Here is a 17638-nt window from a genome sequence, read left to right as displayed (position 1 = left end):
CCCATTCAACACCCGTTCGGTCCGGAGGTTACGAGCGCACCTCCGCCCCCATGACGGCACATCGTTCAGGTGGAGCCGCCTCGAGCCTCCGTCAGGGCTGCTTCTTCTCGCGCAGTTGGCGGAGCACCTCGCGCGCGGTGGCGGCGGACGACGCCGGGTTCTGCCCGGTGACGAGCCGGCCGTCGGCCACGACGAAGCTCTCCCACAGCGGGCCCGACTCGTAGCGGGCTCCCAGCTCCTTCAGCCGCGTCTCCAGCGCGAACGGGACGATGGCGTCGAACTTCGCCGCCTTCTCCTCCGCGTTGCTGAAGCCCGCCACGCGCTTGCCCTTCACCAGCGGCTGCCCGTCCGGCCCCTTCACCCCCACCAGCGCCGCGGGCCCGTGGCAGACCGCCGCCACCACCGCGCCCCGCGCGTACCCGGCGGACAACAGCTTGTGCGTGGGCGCGTGCTTCGACAGGTCCCACATCACGCCGTGCCCGCCCACGACGAAGTACGCGTCGTACGAGTCCTTCACCTTCGCGAGCTTGAGCGTGTTCGCCAGCTTCTTCTTCGCCTGCGCGTCCGACAGGAACGCCTTCGTGGACTCGGTCTGCTCCTTCTCGCTGCGAGGGTCCACCGGCGCGGCGCCACCCTCCGGGGACGCGATGTCCACCTGCGCCCCCGCGTCGACGAGCGCCTCGTAGGGCGCGGCCAGCTCCTCCAGCCAGAAGCCGGTCTTCTCTCCCGTGTCCCCGAACTGCGAGTGGCTGGTGACAATCAGCAAAATCTTCACGGCGGTCAGCATCTCTTCCATGACACGGCTCCCTCGCGGGCCCACGAGGAGGGGCCCCACGGCGAAAGGGATACGCCTGGAGGTCCGCCCAGAAAACCGAGGGCTTCTTCACATAAGCTCAAGCAATGCTTGGCAATCGTGAAGCCCTCTGGACGCTGTGGGAAGTCAGCCGCGCGGGGACCCACGCCGCCGCCGCGGCGCGACTGGGCATCACCGCGTCCGCCGTGGGGCAGCAGCTCAAGGCGCTCGAGCGACACACGGGGGTCGCGCTGTTCGAGCGCGTGGGGCGCAGGGCCCGGCTCACCCCCGCCGGAGCGGCGCTCGTCGCTCGACTGGGAGAGCACCTGCCCGCGCTGGACGCCGCCGTGGAGGAGGCCTCCGAGACCCACCGCGTGGTGCGCGGCGAGGTGGCGCTGGGCGGCCCCTGGCCCTTCTTCCGCTACTGGCTGCGCCCGCGGCTGCCGTCCCTCCTGGCGGCGCATCCCGAGCTGCGACTGGACGTCCGCTTCGATGTCCCCAGCCGCGTCGCGCGCAGGCTCCTCGACGGCGAGCTGGACCTGGGCATCGTCGGCTTGCTGCCCGAGGCCCCGGGCCTGGAGCTGCACCCGGTGGCCCAGGAGCAGTTCGTCGCCGTGGCCTCCCCCGGCTACCTGAAGCGCTGGGGGACACCGAGGAGCGCCCGCGACTTCGCCGCGCATCGCTTCGTCGCCTTCGACTCGGACCTGGCCATGCTCCTGCCCTGGTGGCGCGCGGCCTTCGGCGCGAAGGAGCCGCTGCCGACGCAGGTGGTCTGCCGCATCGCCAACCTCGACGAGATGCTCGCGCTGGCGGAGGCGGGCGTGGGGTTGGCGGTGCTGCCCGATTACCTGGTCCAGCCGGCACTGCGCGAGGGCCGAGTCGCAGCGCTCGAGGCACCGCGACGCGCAGCGCGTCGTCCCTCGGGGACCCTCTGGGTGGCCTGGCGCAAGGCCGCCGCGCCCACCGCGCGATTCCTCGCGGTCCGCGACTGGCTCTTGACGAAGGACAGACGTGGCCAGCGTGCATGAAGGGTTCTGTCACGGCCCGCTGGAGCGTCGAATCTCCGACGGGGCGCGGAGCGGCCGTGTCTGGAAAGGAATCACGGATACCCGCCTCGTACGCCAGGACCGGTAGGCGGTGCCCAAGGCCTTGCCTATCCATCCCCCCTCAAAATTCTTCGAGGGGGAGCGCCCATGCGGTTGTCGTCGAACCAGGACCCCGAAACGCAGGCCGTCGTTCGCGCCGCAGTCTTGAAGATGAGGACCGTCGCGGATTGTGTCGTCACCCCTCGCACCGCCAGCTCGGGGACGGCCCAGGAGGGGTTCCGGGTCCACGTGGCCACCCGAGGCCCCCTGACCGAGCAAGCCATCCTCGAGCACCTGCGCGCCCACTGTCCTCGACAGCTCGGGCCCCTGGACATCGTCCTCGTCCATGCCCTGCCGCCCTCGCGACGTCCAGGTGACCTGGAGGACCTGGGCCTCGCGGTGCTCGACGAGACACTCGTCACGCACTGCCAACGCGTCGTCGACGCCCTGCTGGGCTCCGGACACTTCCAGGTGTCCGTCGGCGACGCGGACTCCACGCCCGGAGCCTTGAGGCTCCGACGCGCGCCGGACTCCTCCCCCATGGTTGACCGGAGCAACCTTCCGGCCATCGCGACGAGCACTGCCGGACACTCGGTCCGGGAAGCGCTCGCCGACGGTGGCCCGGCCCTTTCTGGCGCGGAGCGGACGTTGACCGAGGTCCTGCTCGCGGCGGTGGCGCGGACGCCGGAGCAGAGAATCGTCCACGTCGAGGCGGAGGGCGTGGAGCGGACCGACACCTACCGCGAGCTGCTGTCGAGGGCCCTGCGAGTCGCCGGAGGGCTGAGGAGTGAGGGGCTCACGGCGGGTCAGCGGGTGATGTTCCAGTTGCCGGGGACGCGCGACTTCATCACCGCGTTCTGGGGCTGCATCCTCGCGGGCCTGGTGCCCGCGCCCATCGCGACTCCCGCCGAGTACGCCGAGGGGATTCCCGGGGTGAGCAAGCTGCTGGCGGCCTGGAAGGCGCTGCGCGAGCCCCTCGTCCTCATCGACGCCTCGCAACAGGCCTCACTCCAGGCGTTCGCCACGAGCCACGGCCACACGGTGAGGACGGCCACCGTCGAGGAGCTCGCCCGCCATGAGCCGGCGAAGCCGCACCTGGACGCGACGCCCGACGACATCACGCTGCTCCTGTTCACCTCCGGCAGCACGGGCACGCCCAAGACAGTGCCCCTGAGCCACAAGGCCATCCTCACCGAGGCCCGTGGCACCGCGCGGGTGATGAACACGGGCCCCCAGGACGTGTCCTTCCACTGGATGCCGCTGGAGCACGGCGGCAGCCTGGCGATGGTCCACACCCGGGACATCCTCTCCTCCTGCGCCGAGGTGCATGTCCCCACGCAGCTCATCCTCGGCGAGCCCCTGCGCTGGCTCGATTGGATGGAGCGCCACGGCGCCACGCTGAGCTGGGCGCCCCACTTCGCCTTCGGGTTGATTGTCGGTGAGCTGGGTCGCAAGCCGTCGGCGCGGCGGTGGGACCTCTCCCGGGTCCGCATCCTGGTCAACGGGGGCGAGGCCATCGTCTCCAGGACGGCGCGGGAGTTCCTGCGGGCCCTTTCGTCCCACGGCCTGCGCGACTCCGCCATATGGCCGGCATGGGGGATGTCGGAGACTTCGTCGGGCGTCACCTACCACTCCGACTTCAACCTCTCCACGTCGTCGGATGAGGACGCCGTCGTGGCGCTCGGTCCGCCCATCCCGGGCGTGCGATTGCGCATCGTGGACGACGAGGACCACGTGCTCCCCGAGGGAGAGATTGGCGCCCTGCAGATTCAAGGGCCGTCGGTGCTGCGAGGCTATGTCGACAACGACGCCGTCAACCGCGAGTCCTTCACGCAGGACGGTTGGTTCCGCACCGGGGACCGCGCCTTCCTGCGCGACGGGCGCCTGACGCTGACCGGCCGCTCGCGCGACACCATCATCATCAACGGCGCCAACCACTTCGGCCACGAGATTGAAGCCACCGTGGAGGAGCTGCCGTTCATCGACCGCTCGTTCACCGCCGCGTGTGCGCTCCGCTTGAGTGGAGCGTCGACGGACCAGCTCGCGCTCTTCTTCCACCTGCTGCCGGGCACGAACGAGCAGGAGGCCCTGCGCAGCATCCGCGCCGCGGTGGCCAGGAACCATGGCGTCCAGCCCCACCACCTCGTCCCCGTCGAGCGCGCGGACATCCCCAAGACGGACCTGGGCAAGATTCAGCGCACGCAGCTCGCCAGTCGCTACGCGGCGAAGCTGGAGGCGGCGAAGCCTCGCGCGGACACGCACGAGCGGCTGCCCGCGTGGTTCTACCGGACCACCTGGCCCGCGGCGCCGCTGGACACCGACGTGCATGGCGCGGAGCGGACCTCCGTGGCGCTCCTCATCGAGGATGACGCGCGACTGGGTGAGGCCCTCCGCCAGGAGCTGGAGCGTCGCGACCAGCCGCATGTCACCCTCATCCCGGCCTCGACGCCCGGGCTCATCCAAGAGGGACCGCGCCGTTATCGCCTGGATGTGGAGAACCCGATCCACCACCTCCAGCTCTTCAAGCAGCTGCGCGAGGAGGGGCTGCTGCCCCGACACATCCTCCACCTCTCCGCGCCCTCCGCGATGGGCGTCCCCGAGTCCTTCGAGGCGCAGCGTGAGGCCTGCCTGCGGGCGTGTGGCTGGCTCGTCCCGCTGCTCGGAGCCCTCGATGCGCAGCGGCCCGAGCAGGTGCTGTTGAAGGTCATCGCCAGCCACAGCCTGCGCGTCGGTGAGGACGACCAGGTCGCCGTGCATCACGCGCCCCTGCGCGGCCTGCTGGCGACCGCGCAGCTCGAGCTGCCCTGGCTTCGCACGAGCCACGTGGACCTGCCCGCTGGAGATTCGGAGGGCAACGCGCGCCGCATCCTGGCCGAGGTCGATGCGCTCAGCGTCGAGCCCCTCGTCGCCTGGAGGGCGGAGGGTCGCCACGTGGCGAGGATGGTGCCCACGCACGCGGAGGGCTCGCTCATCGACGTGCCCGGCTTCGAGCCGAACAGCCTGTTCGTCATCACCGGGGGGCTGGGTCACGTGGGTCGGGTCCTCACCGAGTGGCTCGTCACCCGGTACCAGGCCCGGGTGCTGCTGCTCGGCCGTACGCCCGAGGCGGGCCTGCCCGAGGTGTCACGCGCGGCCCTGGCGGCGCTGCGGAGTCGAGGCGAGGTGCTGTATCGCGCCGTCGACGTCGGAGACGCGGACGCCGTGCGCGCCGCCATCGAGCAGGCGGAGGCGCACTGGTCGCGGCCGGTCGACAGGATGCTGCACCTGGCGGGGCACTACGCGGAGAAGACCCTGCTCCAGCTCGCGCCCGGAGACCTGGCCGCCGCGCTGGACCCGAAGCTCGCGGGTGCATGGAGTCTGTGGCGCGTCGCGAAGCAACGCCCCGGCTGTCGCCTCATCCTGTTCTCCTCGGTCGTCGGCGCCGTGGGCGGGGCGCTCCAGGGCGCGCATGCCGCCGGCAACGCCACGCTCGAGGCCTTCGCCGAGCAGTGTCACGCACAGAGCCGCGGGGCGGCGGACGCGCCTGTCTGCCAGAGCATCGGCTGGAGCTACTGGCGCGACGAGCGCACCGCGGACCTGGAGGTGACGGGGCAGGCCGCGGCGCGGGGCCACGCCATCATGGAGCCCGCGCAGGCGTTGGAGTCGCTGGCCATCGCCGCCGCCGCGCCGCACACCGTCAGCTGGGTCGGGTTCCTTTCGGGAGGACATCACTTCCGCGCGAGGTTGGACGGCCGTCCGCGCGCGCTGCGCCGCATCGTCGCTCGGGGCGCCTCGCGCCATGTCGAACTGGCGAAGATCTCCCTCGCGCCGATTCGCATCGTGGACGCGGCGGGGGTTCCGGTCTCCATCTCTGCGGCCGAGGCCACCGAGGCCATCCAGCCGGTGGTGGAAGCGACGGACTCGACGCGGAAGATTCGCCGCCTCTTCGCCGACGCGCTCGGACAGCCCGACGTCGGCGTCGACGACGACTTCTTCGATGTGGGCGGCAACTCCATCCAACTGGCGCAACTGCACCGGGCACTGGAGACGGCCTTCGAGCGCGAGGTCCGCTGGGCGGAGGTGCTGCGCTGCCGCACGGTCAACGCGCTGGCGGCGCTGCTCGCGGGGGACTCGACGTCCGAGACGCAGTTCGTGAGCTTCCGGGGGCTGCGCTACGCCTACCGCGTGGTGCCGGGTCCCGAGAAGCCGCTCATCGAGTCGCCGCTGCTCATCATCAGCGGCGCCTTCCAGGACATGTATGCGCTGCCGAAGCTCGAGCACCTGTTGCATCCGCTCGGCACGCTCATCATGGCGGACCTGCCCGGCACGGGCGTGGCGGACGACCTGGCGCCGGAGTTCGGCTTCGACTTCCTCGCGGATTGTCTGGAGCACCTGCGCGCGCACCTGGGCCATCCGCGCATCAACGTCATCGGCATCTCCTACGGCGGTTCGACGGCCTACGAGTTCGCGCACCGCTATCCGGACAGCATCGACCGCCTCATCCTGGTGGGGGCGGCGACGGAGCTTCCCGACCAGTCCGCCGTGCGCATCGACATCCGCGCCGAGCAGATCCTGGAGGGAGAGCTCGACACGTTCGTGCAGGGCCTGGTGGAGGCGACCATGAACCAGGATCCGCGCAACCACGTGCGGGAAGCGGAGGCCACGCGGGTGCTGGTGGAGAAGGCCTTCCATGCCGTCACGCCGCGCGAGGCGCTGCGCTACGCCGACGTGCAGAACCGGTTGATCGCCGAGGCCCGGGACCCGAGCCTGCGCATCCTGAAGCGCCCCGTCCTCGCCTTCACCGGCGAGTTCGACCCGCTCACTCCGCCAGCCCATGTGCGCAACCTGGCCGCGACGATTCCCGGCGCGCTGTTCACCACCATCCGGGAAGCCGACCACCTGGTCCTGATGGAGCGTCCCGAGGAGATGGCCGACCTCATCCGCCGCTTCCTCCAGAACCACGACCTCCACGGGCTCGACTACCTCTCCGGCGTCGAGTGCCCCACGAGCAACCCTCCGCCCCGGAATGAACTCGTGGGTGGCGCCTCGCCCTTCAAGCCCCAGAGGGAGGGGTTCCAGCAAGGCGCGTCCGCGGAGTGACGGCCGGACCGCTCGAGGCGCGGCGCCGGCACAAGCCCACTTTCCCGGTGTGCCCGCATCAGCGGGCATGTGCGCCTGTGTGACTGGTGGGACCACGGCCTCGATGTGTCTGCAGCCGGTCATCGACCACGAAGGCCATGAACCTTCGAGGTTGAATGAGTGATGATGCATCTCTGAGGACGTCAGTGGCAACTGGTATGCCCCGGTTCGCTCGCCGCTTCGCTGGCGGTCGAATCCGGGGGTCACATGAGAGCTTCAAGCGTTGTCGCGCTGTTGCTGCTTGCGAGTGGGTGTGCATCGACTCGCATTGTCCATCTCGACACGGGGCGCGGAGGGCTTATCTCCTACACGCCCGTCCAGTCCGCGCCTGTCGAGATGGACGAGGACGCTTTCAAGCACGCGGTCACCCAGCTCGTGCTCGACATGAAGCTGGATGTCGCGTTCCGCGAGATGGAGCAAGGAGACCCACGCGCACTGCTCGCTTCGTCTGGAGGGCTCGTCGATGGTGTCCACGGGCAGCAGTCCCAGTCCGCGTACGAGCGCATCTGTCAGCGCCAGGAAGAGCCTCTCACCTGCATGGGCATGCTTGCCGGTGGGTTGACGCTCGGGCCCATGGAGCGGCGGATGATGGCGCTCTACTTCGCCCTCGACACGGTCTGGGACGGCGTCGAGGAAGCGATTCGGGACATGGTGAACGCCGCGGCCTTGCGCGCCATGGTGACGACGATGATTGGGACGGCGCTCGTGATGCTCGTCGCGCCGGAGCCCATCACGAAGCTGGTGGCCGTCGCCCTCACCGCATCCCTGATTGCCTACCTGGGAACGGGGCCTGTCTGGAACCTCGGGCAGGGCTTCCTGCACCTCATGGACGAGTCCCGCGACGCGATGAGCGTCGAGGAGCTGGCACGAGCCGGACATCGCTTCGGCAAGGTGCTGGGCGACAACGGGGCTCGGGTCCTGGTGGTGGTTGCCCTCTCCGCGCTCGGAGGAAGGAGCGCGATGGCGGCCCAGGGCCCGAGGCTGCCGGGCTTCGCGCAGGCCGCGAGCCGCGCCCCACTGGAAGGGGGCTTCCTGCTCGCTGGAGCGCTGGGCGGAGAGGTCCAGGCCATCTCCGTCTCCGCGGCCGGAGTCCTCAACGTGACGCTCGCGCCCACCGCGGTCGCCGCGACCGCGATGGGAGCTGGAGAGGGGACGGCCCCCATGGTGGGCGCTGTCGGGGGCATCCAGGGGGACGCCGAAGGCAACGTGCATCACATCTGCACGGACAAGAACACGGTCTCCGACGTGAACGGCGGCCCCTGGACTCCGGAGTTCGAACGCGTCTTCAAGCGTGCGGGGATGAAGCTGGATGACCCCGCGAACCTCGTGCGCATCAAAGGGCACCAGGGCCCTCACCCGCGCGAGTACCACGAGGCCGTCTTCGAGCGCATCGAGCGCATGACGCGACAGTGCCGGGGAACAGCGCGCTGTCGGGCGTTGCTGGTGGAAGAACTTGCCCAGATTGCTCGGGAACTCGTAAGGGAGGGCTCCGTGCTGCGCACCCTCATCACGAAGGGGTCCCAGGAATAGACATGGAACGACGCTTCTTCAGCATGAAGATGGATGTCTACCTGAAGGGCGGACGCTGGCGCTTGGACGACCTGGTCGATGCCCGGGGCCAGCCGCTCGAAGACCCTTGGATGTTCGGGCAGGGAAAGCCTGTCGGGCTTCAAGAGCGGCTGCGAGTCCCGGTCGAACAACCGGGAGAGCCTCTCGACATCGCATTCGCCGGTACGGGGTTGACCCCCATTGTCGCGGAGCGTGTCGCGACCATCTTCCGGGAACTGGCTTCGGATGACGTGCAGCTCTTCCCTGTCGATGTCGAGGGGCAATCCCAGCCCTACTTCATCTTGAACGTGACTCGGGAGATTCGAGGCATCGATGATGCCGCATGCCGAGAGGTACAGCGCATCACGGCGGATGAGCCACTGCACGCGGAGCTTGTCGGGCAGTACCGGTCCGTCATCGGACTGCGCATCGACAGGGCGAAGGTGGGTGAGGCGCGCGTGTTCCGGCTGTGGGGATGGCCAACGCCCATCATCGTCGACGAAGAGCTCAAGGAGGCACTGGAGGCCACTGGTGTCTTCGGTGCGAAGTTCGAAGAGGTTTGAGTCGTCCCACCTCGTGCACGAGCGGCCCCTACTGCCGCTGGAACTCCGGTGAGCCCAGCAGCAGGCCGGCGATGAGGGCCACGTCGACGGGCCCTCGCTCCGCCTCGGCGCTCGCCGATTCCTTCCGGCGGGAGAGCGCGTCGAGCACCGTCGCCTTCGTCGCCTCCGACGGCGGTGTGCCCAGGAGCGCGAGCCCGAGCGCCTCCAGCCACGCCTCCGCCGTGGGCGCGGCGGGCCACGCGACGGTCTCCATCACCACGCGCGCTCCAGGCATCCTGCCGGACACCAGGTCCAACCCGAAGTTCAGCCGCGCCACCAGCGAGCCGCTGTTCACCCACGGCGCCGCCACCTCGGGGAAGCCCGTGGGCGCAGGCGCCCGGTACAGGGGCTCCCCCATCTTCGCCACCGCCTGCACCAGCCGGGGCTGCACCTGCACCTCCGCCCCCGTCGCACGCAACGCGGACACCACGAACTCGAAGGGTGTCTTCACCTTCGCCCCACGCGCCTCGGGCGCCCAGAACTCCGGCGCGTCCAACAGCGCGCGATACACCGACGACAAATCCCCTTCCGTGTCGAGGAACACCTTCGCCAACCGGTCCACCAGCGCCGGCGGCGGCGAGTCCGACACGAAGCGCCGCGCCAGCTTCGTCGCCAGATGCCGCGCCGTGGACGGATGCCGCGCGAGCACGTCCAACACCCGCTCCCCATCCGCCTCCCCACCTCCCGCCGCGAACTCCTGCCCCAGCACACGCTTCGCCCCCGGGTCATGCGCCCGACGACGGAAGACGAACTGGGGCGCCTCGCGCGGCTTCTTCACGCTCCACCCCGTGAAGCACCGCGCCACCTCGCGCACGTCCGTCTGCGAGTAGCCGCCCTCCACGCCCAACGTGTGCAGCTCCAGCAGCTCCCGCGCGTAGTTCTCGTTGAGCCCCGGCCTGGGCTCGGCGTCCATCTCCACCTCGCCTTCGTCCTCCACGTCCCTCCGCGCGCGGCCCCGCTCCGGCATGCCGTCACGCGTGCTCCTCCAGTTGTCCAGATAGACGAGCATCGCCGGGTGGCGCGCCGTGGCGCCGAGCAACGTCCGGAAGCGCCCGAAGACATGCGGACGGATGGCGTCGCGCTCGTACGACGTCACCATCCACCGCACCACGCCCTTGTCCGCGGAGACGTTGAAGTGGTTGAACCAGAAGTCCACCAGCACCTCCTCGAGCGGATTCGGTCCCTCGACGGCGCGCAGCAGCTTCGCCGCGGAGAGCTCCTCACCGATTCGCGCCGGGCGCTCCAGCTCGCGGCCATCCAGGAGCGCCTGCTCCCGCTCCTTCCGGTTCGGGTACGCGTCGAGCAGTTGGGGCATCGACATCTCCAACGTGGGCAGGGCCTGGAGCTTCCCGGCCAGCGCCGGTGACATCGGCGCGTCCCGACGCACGAGCCGCGCCTCCACCCAACCGCGCACGCCCAGGCGACGCACCTCCGCCAGCTCCCGCGCCGACGGCCCGAAGGCCCATCGCTGCAGCAGGTGCACCTCCGCGCCCGGCCCGAAGTCCTCGACAGGCGCCTCACTCCGCGCCGGGTGTGAAGTGCTCGCACATGAGAGCAGCAAGGCCGACAGGAAACCGAGGGACACGAGGCGCATGGCTGCCTCCGAGAACCCACGAGCACGCGCGAGGTTACGACCCGCGCTCCGAGATGCCTGCTCGCCCACCCTGTCAAACATCCCTTGCCTCCTGAACACCTGCTGGCTCGCACCAACCGTTGCTTGTACCCGAGCCCCGCTGCTTTTCGTATGGAGGCCAACGATGAAGACCCCCGCGCCCCTGGGGTGGCTGCTCTCGCTGGTGATGCTCGGCGGGTGCTCCGCCCTCTTCGATTCCGGTGGTGATACCGGCAGCAACTCGGACCGGCTCACCGCGCCGTTCGCGCCGCACGTGGACCTGCTCGCGGACGTCAACCGCGACGGCGTGGTCGACGAGCGGGACGAAGCCGGCGAGGAGACCTGGAGCGCCGAGCGTGGCGCCATCTTCCTGGCCAACATCGACGACGACCAGAAGGCCTGTCCCTTCAGTCCGTCCTTCACCCAGCTCAGCGACGAGCAGCTCGCCGGCTGCAACGACTCCCAGGACACCGAGGTCAACGGCGAGGAGGACTTGAAGGACCTCGCGCGGCTGCGTGTCGCGCCGTGGCCCAGAGCGCCGAGCTACGCGGTGGGCAGCGTGTCCGTGACGGGCGCGGGCTCGGACAAGGTGCGTCTGTTCAAGCGCATGGATGGGGAGTTCCTGTCGTTCCGCATCGCCAACGTGCTGCCGCTGTCGGCCCGGGACTTGCGCGAGGGCGTGGACCTGGCCATCGAAGCGAACGACATCGTCCGGGACGCCGCGGTGTGGGATGGCCGCGTGGAGGTGACGCTGACCATCTACCACGTGGACCGGCCGCAGGAGCTGTTCCGGGACACGGTGATGATGCGCGTGGCGCCCGTGGTGCTGTTCCATCACCTGACGCCGGTGCGCAACGTCTACGTGTCGCGCCTGGACACCGAGGCGTCGGCGCGCTTCCGCGAGGACCTGGGCGGCGCGCTCGTCAGCTCGAGGGAGCCCACGCTCTTCTCCGAGTTCGCGGTGGATGACCTGTGGGCCCAGGACTACTTCGAGCCCGCGTACATGGCGCTGCCCACCGAGGGCGACGGACAGCACGTCATCCAGGTCAACCTCCGCTCGGCCAACGTCAACGCGGGCGAGCGCCCGGTGCCGCTGCGCGAGGCCGGACGCATCGTCTACTGGCTGCGCGGCCGGGACCAGGCGGCGGTGCAGCAGTACCAGTCGGGCCTGTCGCCCGAATCGCAGACCCTCAACTCCATGGGCAACACGGAGGTCATCCCGCCCTACGAGAAGGACGGCGTGAAGTATCCGCTGGGGCGGCTGCTGCGCGGCCGAGGCCCCGACTCCGAGCCCGACTTCCAACTGGACCCGAGCTTCACGCGGATGCTCGACGCGCAGGCCGTCCAGCCCGTGGTGTACCTGGACACGTCGTGGCTCGCCGTGGCGCATGTCGATGAGACGGTCAGCTTCCTGCCGGTGGACTCGCCGCGCGGCTGGGTCGCCCTGGTGGCCGACCCCGCCCTGGCGCGGCGCATGCTGATGGACGCGCAGGCGCGCGGACATGGCGAGGCGAAGCTCTTCGAGGGCAAGCGCTGGGTGATGGAGCAGCCGGCGGAGATGACGGTGTCGACGCTGCTGGACCACGCCGGGGTGATGGACACCAACGCGATGGCCGCGCTCGAAATCGAGGAGCAACTGGCCGTTCTCCGCGAGGAGACGGGAATCACCGACGCGGAGGTCGTCCGCGTGCCCTTCCTGTTCCAGGGTTCAACCAATGGCGCGACGGCGCTGCAGCCCGGCACGGTGAACCTGCTGTCGGTGTCCCGCTCGCTCGTCATCGCGCCGGACCCGCATGGCCCCGTCATCGACGGGAAGGACCTCTTCAAGGCGCAACTGGAGCAGGCCCTGGCACCGCACGGCATCCGCGTGCACTGGTCCGACACCTGGGACCTCTACCACGTGGGGGGTGGTGAGGTGCATTGCGCGACGAACGCCGCGCGCGTCCCGTCCCCCGTGAAGTGGTGGGAGGGCGGTCGATGAGCGCCTCGCTGTCACGCGGCCCGCGCGCCGCCGTGTCGTTGCTGTTGATGCTGCTCACCCTGCCCGCCCTCGCACAGACGGACGGCCTGGGCGCGCTGCGCGAGGAGGTGGCGAAGGCGCGGCAGCAGACGCCCGAGGCCTTCACGCGCCTGGAGGCGGCCGTCGCCCAGGTGGGCGTCTGGGATGCGCGCAAGCGCGGGACACTCGCCGCCGTCGCGCCGCTGTTCCGTCAGCTCGGTCCCCAGGGGCTGTGGCCCATGGTGGAGCGGCTCGCGTTCGACACGGGGCAGGCATCCCAGCCCGAGCGCGACTCCGCGAAGCTGGCCCTTCAAGTGGGGATGATTGAAGCCACCGGCGAGCTGCGGGACGCGCGGCTGTTGCCCCTGTGGAAGCACCTGCTCGAAGGTCCGGAGACCCGACGTCCCGCGCGCCGTGCGGCGGCGACCGCGCTGGCGAAGCTGGAGTCGGACGAGGCCGCGACGCTGCTCATCACGCTGTCTGGCGAGTCGGGCACTCGCGGGCTCACGGTGCTGCGCGCCATGGGGTCCTGCCGCAGGCTGACGGTGGCGCAGCGGCTGGCGGAGGCGCTCGCGGCACGGCCCGAGCCGGAGGTCGCCCGCCGCGTCGCGCAGGCGCTGGGGGACATCGGCTCCGCGTGGGCCTGGAAGACGCCGCAGGTGAAGCACCGCGAGGAGGAAGGCGCCGTGCGCCGCATGGCCGCGGAGGCCCTGGTCCACGCGTGGACGGACTACTCGGGAGACACCCAGCGCGCCCTCACCCAGGCGGTGCTGCGCGTGGACGCGCCGGAGACGCTCACGCTCGTCCAGACAGCCCGGACGCGGACGCCGGATGCGCAGCGCGCGGGCCTGGAGTCCCTGGAGCGGCAGGTGGTCAACAACCCGCTGCGCTGAGGGACCTCAGGGCGCCTCGATTTCCATGCGGTAGCCCACCCCGCGCACCGTCTGGATGGCGAAGCGCGAGGCGCTGTTCCACCCCAGCTTCTTCTTCAAGCTGGAGACGAAGTTGTCCACGGTGTGCGGGTCCACGACGACGTCGCGCCCCCACACCGCGTCCAGGATGTCGTCCCGGCGCAGCACCCGCTCGCGCTCCTTCACCAGGAAGGCCAGCAGGTCGAACTCCGTGCGCGTCAGCTCCACGCTCGCGCCGTCGGGGTTCTCCACCTTCCGGCGGTCCAGGTCCATCCGGTAGCCGCCGAAGCGCACCTGCTTGGCGGGCGCGGCGCCTCCCGCGCGGCGCACCAGCGCGCCCACTCGCGCGAGCAGCTCCCGCAGCCGGTAGGGCTTGCCCAGGTAGTCCTGCGCGCCGGCCTCGAAGCCGCGCACCACGTCGTCCTCCAGCGTGCGCGCGGTGAGCATCAACACCGGCGTGCCGACGCCCTCCTCGCGCAGCGCGCGGCACAGCGAGTAGCCGTCGCCGTCCGGCAGCATGACGTCCAGGAGGATGAGCTGGAAGGCGCCGCGGGAGAGGTGTTCGCGGGCCTCGCGCACGGAGGAGGCCTCCTCCACGGCGTAGCCGCCCTGGTGCTCCAGGCTGTCACGCAGCGCGAGCCGCAGGTTCGGATCGTCCTCCACGAGGAGGATGGTGGGCTGGGTGGGGTTCATATCGTCGCAGTCGGAGGAAACGAGAGCTCGAAGGTGGTGCCTTCAGGACTGGAGGCCACCACGCGCAGGGTGCCTCCGTGAAGACGCATGATGCGGCGGCACAGCGCCAGGCCCAGGCCGCTGCCGGGCACCTCGCGGCCCTGGCCGGGCAGGCGGACGAACTCGCCGAAGACGCGCTCCCAGTCCTGGGGCGGAATGCCCACGCCGTTGTCGGAGAAGCGCACGCGCCCGCCGGGCAGCGCCTCCACGCGCAGGCGCACCGGCTGCCGGGTGTTGTAGGCGCACGCGTTGCGCGCGAGGTTGGAGAGCAGCAGGCGCAGCAGCTGGGAGTCGGCGCGCAGGGACAGCTCGCCCACGTGCGCCTCCAGTTCCACCGGCACCTTGGACCAGGCCTCCAAGTCACGACGCATCAGCGCCACCAGTTCCTCCAGGCGCACCGGCTCCAGCCGCGCCACCCAGCGGCCCTTGTCGATGCGATTGAAGGACAGCAGGTTCTCCACCAGGAAGCCCAGGCCGTCCGCCTCGCGGACGATTCGGCCCGGGTAGTCACGCGCCTCGGCGCCCTCGGCCAGCCGCCACTCGAGCGTCTCCGCGAGCAGGCGGATGGAGGCCAGCGGCGTGCGCAGTTCGTGGGACACCGTGGCCACGAAGTCGCTCTTCAGCTCCAGGAAGCGGTACTTGCGGTGCTGCGCGAGGAAGGCCAGCGCGGCGATGCCCACCGCCAGCCCCGCGCACAACAGCACCATGCCCGTCTTCAGCCGGTAGCGCCGCTCCAGCGCCGTCTCGGCGCGGCCCCACTCGGGCGTCACCACCGACAAGGGCAGCGCGTCCACGGCCACCACGGGCGCGTCACCGAGCAGCTTCACCGTTCCTTCCGCGTCCAGGAGCCCGCGCTCGCGCATCTCCCGCGTGAGCGACGCGAGCAGCACACCCGCGTCCACCGCCACGCCGCGCACCTGGTTGCCTCCGCGCGGCTCCAGGTACCACCCCGCGCGCACCAGGGCCGGGCCGGGGAGCGAGTCCGGCAGCGGCAAGGGGCTCTTCACGAGTTCGCTCGCGCGGGCCCGCAAGTCCTCAACAGGCGCGCCCACCTTCGACGAGAGCGTCGCCACGCGCGTGAGCAGGAACTGGAAGTCCGTGGGCGTGAAGCGCGAGCGGCGCGACAACAGCAGGCGCTGCAAGCCGTCCAACCGGCCCCCGCGGCCGTCCGACAGGCCCTCGCGCACCAGGGCCTGCATGAGCTGCGGCACCGGGTCGCCCTTCTCCGCCAGGGCTTCGAGCACCACGAGCAGACCGGGCACATCCCGGGTCGAGGCGAGCACGTATTGCGAGCGGTGCTGGAGCAGCGCCATCAGCGCCACCGTGGAGGCGCGTCGGTCGCCTCGGGCCAGCGCCGTCTCCACCGCGCGCGTCCTCGCGAGCCGCTCCGCCCATGGGTCGTCCTTGTCCTCCGCCACCTCGGTGCCCGCGCGCAGCCGCGCGTACCGCTCGCTCGCGGGGGCGTCTTCGCCGGTGTCGTGGAGCGCCAGCCGGGGCAGCACCTGGGTGCCGCGCTCGCGCAGGTAGAGTCCCGTGGCGGGCGCCAGCGGGTCCGTCACCGCGGCCTCCAGCGCGGGCCGCGCCGCCTCCAGACGGTCCCTCAGCGTCTGCGTCAGGGACGCGCGGGCGTACTGCTCCAGGGCCTCGCGCCGCGAGTCGAGCGAGCGCCGGGCGTCCTCGCGCTCCTCGGCGAAGATGCGGTGCAGGGAGCCCAGTCCCCAGGCGAGCCCGAGGAGGCCGAGCACCAGCGCGACGAGCATGGGCAGCAGCCGGCGGAGCATCGTCGCGGCTACCTCCCGGAGCTCGGGAGCAGGTCGGGGTCCAGGCTCGCGCCGTCCAAGCCGGGGCGCTCCTTGCGCGCGTCGAGCGAGCCCGCCTGCTTGATGAGCGCGCCCAGGTTCGCCACGTCCGGCCGGCTCACCAGCGGCTCACCGAGGTCCTGCCAGAGCGCGTGCAGCCGCGCCCAGTCGAGCGAGCGCGTCCAGGGCGAGCCGCGCAGCTTCTCCGCGAAGGCGGCGGCCACGTAGGTGAGCCTCGTGTCGGGCGAGGCGCGCGCCATGGACGAGCGCAGGGCGCTGGAGGGCAACAGCTTGTGCGCGCGGCGCCACATGGTGTCCTCGCCCTCCTCGTAGAGGATGCGCAGGACACCGAAGGCGATGGCCGGAGCAATCAGCTTCACCTCGTAGATGGCGGTGACGGACGCGCCCGCGGCCAGGGGCACGGGGTCCGGCGTCACGTCGTCGCCGAGCGGCTCCGGAGGGGTCGCGGACGGATTCTCGTAACCCACCAGGCGATAGCGGGCCACCGCGCGCTTGTCGAACTCGAGCTGCACGCCCACGTCGCTGAAGGCCGCGCGCGTGCGCAGCGTCACGCGCACCACGTGGTAGCCCTTGCGGCTGGGCGAGGGGAACCCCTCCACGTCGACGATGAACGGACCCGCGTTCTCGCCGCCCTCCTTGGGAGAGAAGCTGTTGACGAAGTCCTCCACCCGCACCGCCTCCTCGGCCGGGAGCGAGTCGCGCTCCAGGTGGCCCCGCGTCAGCGCGTACGAGGCCGTGCTCACCCGCAGCGGGTACGTGGAGGCGTTCTCCTCCTCGGTGTCGATGGTGGGGTTGACGCCATGGCCCCGCAGGTCCGAGTCGCGCAGGAACTTGCTGCCCGGCACATAGCGGCGCTCACCGGAGCCCTCGGCGGCGAGCAGCGACACCTGGGGCAGCGCCCACGGCGGCGCGCGGTCCCGGATGTCTCCCTCGCGGGGCACCGCCATCCAGGCGACTCCGTCCGACTCCAGTCGCAGCGGCGGCGCGAACGGCGTCAGGGACGCGAAGGGATGATGCGGCACGGGCAGCGCCTGGAGCGCCACCGCCACGCCGAGCGTCCGTCCCGCCTCCACGCGCACGCCCTCGCGGGTGACGGGCTGGAAGGACTCCCTCTCGAAGCGCAGCGTGTAGAGCCCCACCGGCAGGGACGCGAGCCGATACTGGCCCCGCTCATCCGTCGTCACGGTGCGCGGTGAGGGCAGCACGGGGGACGTGGCGTGGACCTTCACGCCCGCCAGGGGACGCGCGTCCTTGGCCTCGGAGACCACGCCCGTCACCTCGCCCACCTGGGCCCACGCCGGAGCGGCGAGGCACAGGAGGACTCCGCAGAGGGAGCGAAGCAGGGCGCTCTTCGTCGAGGGCTTCACGCGGACACCGGGCACGGCCTTCCTTGGGATGGTGCGAAGCCTGCCGCAGGC

11 protein-coding genes are annotated in these 17638 nt (G+C 70.9%); 6 read left to right on the top strand and 5 right to left on the bottom strand.

All coding sequences use genetic code 11. The annotated features are described in order from the left end of the window. Positions 1-91: 91 nt before the first annotated feature. Complete coding sequence (locus OWM54_RS27605) at positions 92-796, bottom strand: type 1 glutamine amidotransferase domain-containing protein (RefSeq protein ID WP_267699435.1); 705 nt, start codon at positions 794-796, stop codon at positions 92-94. 104 nt (positions 797-900) lie between these two features. Between OWM54_RS27605 and OWM54_RS27600 the strand changes: the two genes are divergently transcribed. The 4 genes from OWM54_RS27600 (at position 901) to OWM54_RS27585 (ending at position 9107) form a co-directional block, all read left to right on the top strand. Then, positions 901-1821 carry a LysR family transcriptional regulator gene (locus tag OWM54_RS27600; RefSeq protein ID WP_267699434.1) on the top strand — a complete coding sequence of 307 codons (921 nt, stop codon included), beginning with the start codon at positions 901-903 and terminating at the stop codon, positions 1819-1821. 306 nt (positions 1822-2127) lie between these two features. After that, a complete protein-coding gene (locus OWM54_RS27595) occupies positions 2128-6957 on the top strand; it encodes an alpha/beta fold hydrolase (RefSeq protein ID WP_267699433.1) in 4830 nt (1609 codons plus the stop codon). A 246-nt stretch (positions 6958-7203) separates the two neighbouring features. Next, entirely contained in the window at positions 7204-8526 is a 1323-nt protein-coding gene (locus OWM54_RS27590; protein WP_267699432.1) for an AHH domain-containing protein, read from the top strand. 2 nt (positions 8527-8528) lie between these two features. After that, on the top strand, positions 8529-9107 hold the full coding sequence (locus tag OWM54_RS27585) for an imm11 family protein (protein ID WP_267699431.1): 579 nt from the start codon (positions 8529-8531) through the stop codon (positions 9105-9107). 28 nt (positions 9108-9135) lie between these two features. On the opposite strand, the gene OWM54_RS27580 is transcribed toward OWM54_RS27585, so the two are convergent. After that, the gene (locus tag OWM54_RS27580; protein WP_267699429.1) at positions 9136-10740 is read right to left on the bottom strand and encodes a DUF1800 domain-containing protein; all 1605 of its coding nucleotides are present in this window, start codon (positions 10738-10740) and stop codon (positions 9136-9138) included. Positions 10741-10903: 163 nt separating this feature from the next. Between OWM54_RS27580 and OWM54_RS27575 the strand changes: the two genes are divergently transcribed. Further along, positions 10904-12739 (top strand): protein-arginine deiminase family protein, encoded by a 1836-nt coding sequence (locus OWM54_RS27575; RefSeq protein WP_267699428.1) that lies wholly within the window; start codon positions 10904-10906, stop codon positions 12737-12739. Next, positions 12736-13650: a hypothetical protein gene (locus tag OWM54_RS27570; protein WP_223782570.1), complete on the top strand. Its 915-nt coding sequence runs from the start codon at positions 12736-12738 to the stop codon at positions 13648-13650. Before OWM54_RS27575 ends, OWM54_RS27570 begins: the two co-directional genes overlap by 4 nt. Before the next feature lie 6 nt (positions 13651-13656). Here the strand turns inward: OWM54_RS27570 and OWM54_RS27565 are convergent, their stop codons facing one another. The 3 genes from OWM54_RS27565 to OWM54_RS27555 are packed head-to-tail and all read right to left on the bottom strand — an operon-like array spanning position 13657 to position 17587. Then, positions 13657-14361: a response regulator transcription factor gene (locus OWM54_RS27565; protein WP_223747102.1), complete on the bottom strand. Its 705-nt coding sequence runs from the start codon at positions 14359-14361 to the stop codon at positions 13657-13659. Further along, on the bottom strand, positions 14358-16181 hold the full coding sequence (locus OWM54_RS27560) for a sensor histidine kinase (RefSeq protein ID WP_267699427.1): 1824 nt from the start codon (positions 16179-16181) through the stop codon (positions 14358-14360). Before OWM54_RS27560 ends, OWM54_RS27565 begins: the two co-directional genes overlap by 4 nt. An 8-nt stretch (positions 16182-16189) precedes the next feature. Beyond that, positions 16190-17587 (bottom strand): YfbK domain-containing protein, encoded by a 1398-nt coding sequence (locus OWM54_RS27555; RefSeq protein WP_267699426.1) that lies wholly within the window; start codon positions 17585-17587, stop codon positions 16190-16192. Positions 17588-17638 lie beyond the last annotated feature (51 nt).

The sequence above is a fragment of the Myxococcus sp. MISCRS1 genome, from assembly GCF_026626605.1.
GTDB lineage: Bacteria > Myxococcota > Myxococcia > Myxococcales > Myxococcaceae > Myxococcus > Myxococcus fulvus.
This window is presented reverse-complemented; position numbering and strand designations above follow the sequence as displayed.

Bases quoted from the DNA above. Each gene is read 5' to 3' on its own strand.
- OWM54_RS27605 (WP_267699435.1), bottom strand. From the start codon at position 796: ATGGAAGAGATGCTGACCGCCGTGAAGATTTTGCTGATTGTCACCAGC.
- OWM54_RS27600 (WP_267699434.1), top strand. From the start codon at position 901: ATGCTTGGCAATCGTGAAGCCCTCTGGACGCTGTGGGAAGTCAGCCGC.
- OWM54_RS27590 (WP_267699432.1), top strand. From the start codon at position 7,204: ATGAGAGCTTCAAGCGTTGTCGCGCTGTTGCTGCTTGCGAGTGGGTGT.
- OWM54_RS27585 (WP_267699431.1), top strand. From the start codon at position 8,529: ATGGAACGACGCTTCTTCAGCATGAAGATGGATGTCTACCTGAAGGGC.
- OWM54_RS27580 (WP_267699429.1), bottom strand. From the start codon at position 10,740: ATGCGCCTCGTGTCCCTCGGTTTCCTGTCGGCCTTGCTGCTCTCATGT.
- OWM54_RS27575 (WP_267699428.1), top strand. From the start codon at position 10,904: ATGAAGACCCCCGCGCCCCTGGGGTGGCTGCTCTCGCTGGTGATGCTC.
- OWM54_RS27570 (WP_223782570.1), top strand. From the start codon at position 12,736: ATGAGCGCCTCGCTGTCACGCGGCCCGCGCGCCGCCGTGTCGTTGCTG.
- OWM54_RS27565 (WP_223747102.1), bottom strand. From the start codon at position 14,361: ATGAACCCCACCCAGCCCACCATCCTCCTCGTGGAGGACGATCCGAAC.
- OWM54_RS27560 (WP_267699427.1), bottom strand. From the start codon at position 16,181: ATGCTCCGCCGGCTGCTGCCCATGCTCGTCGCGCTGGTGCTCGGCCTC.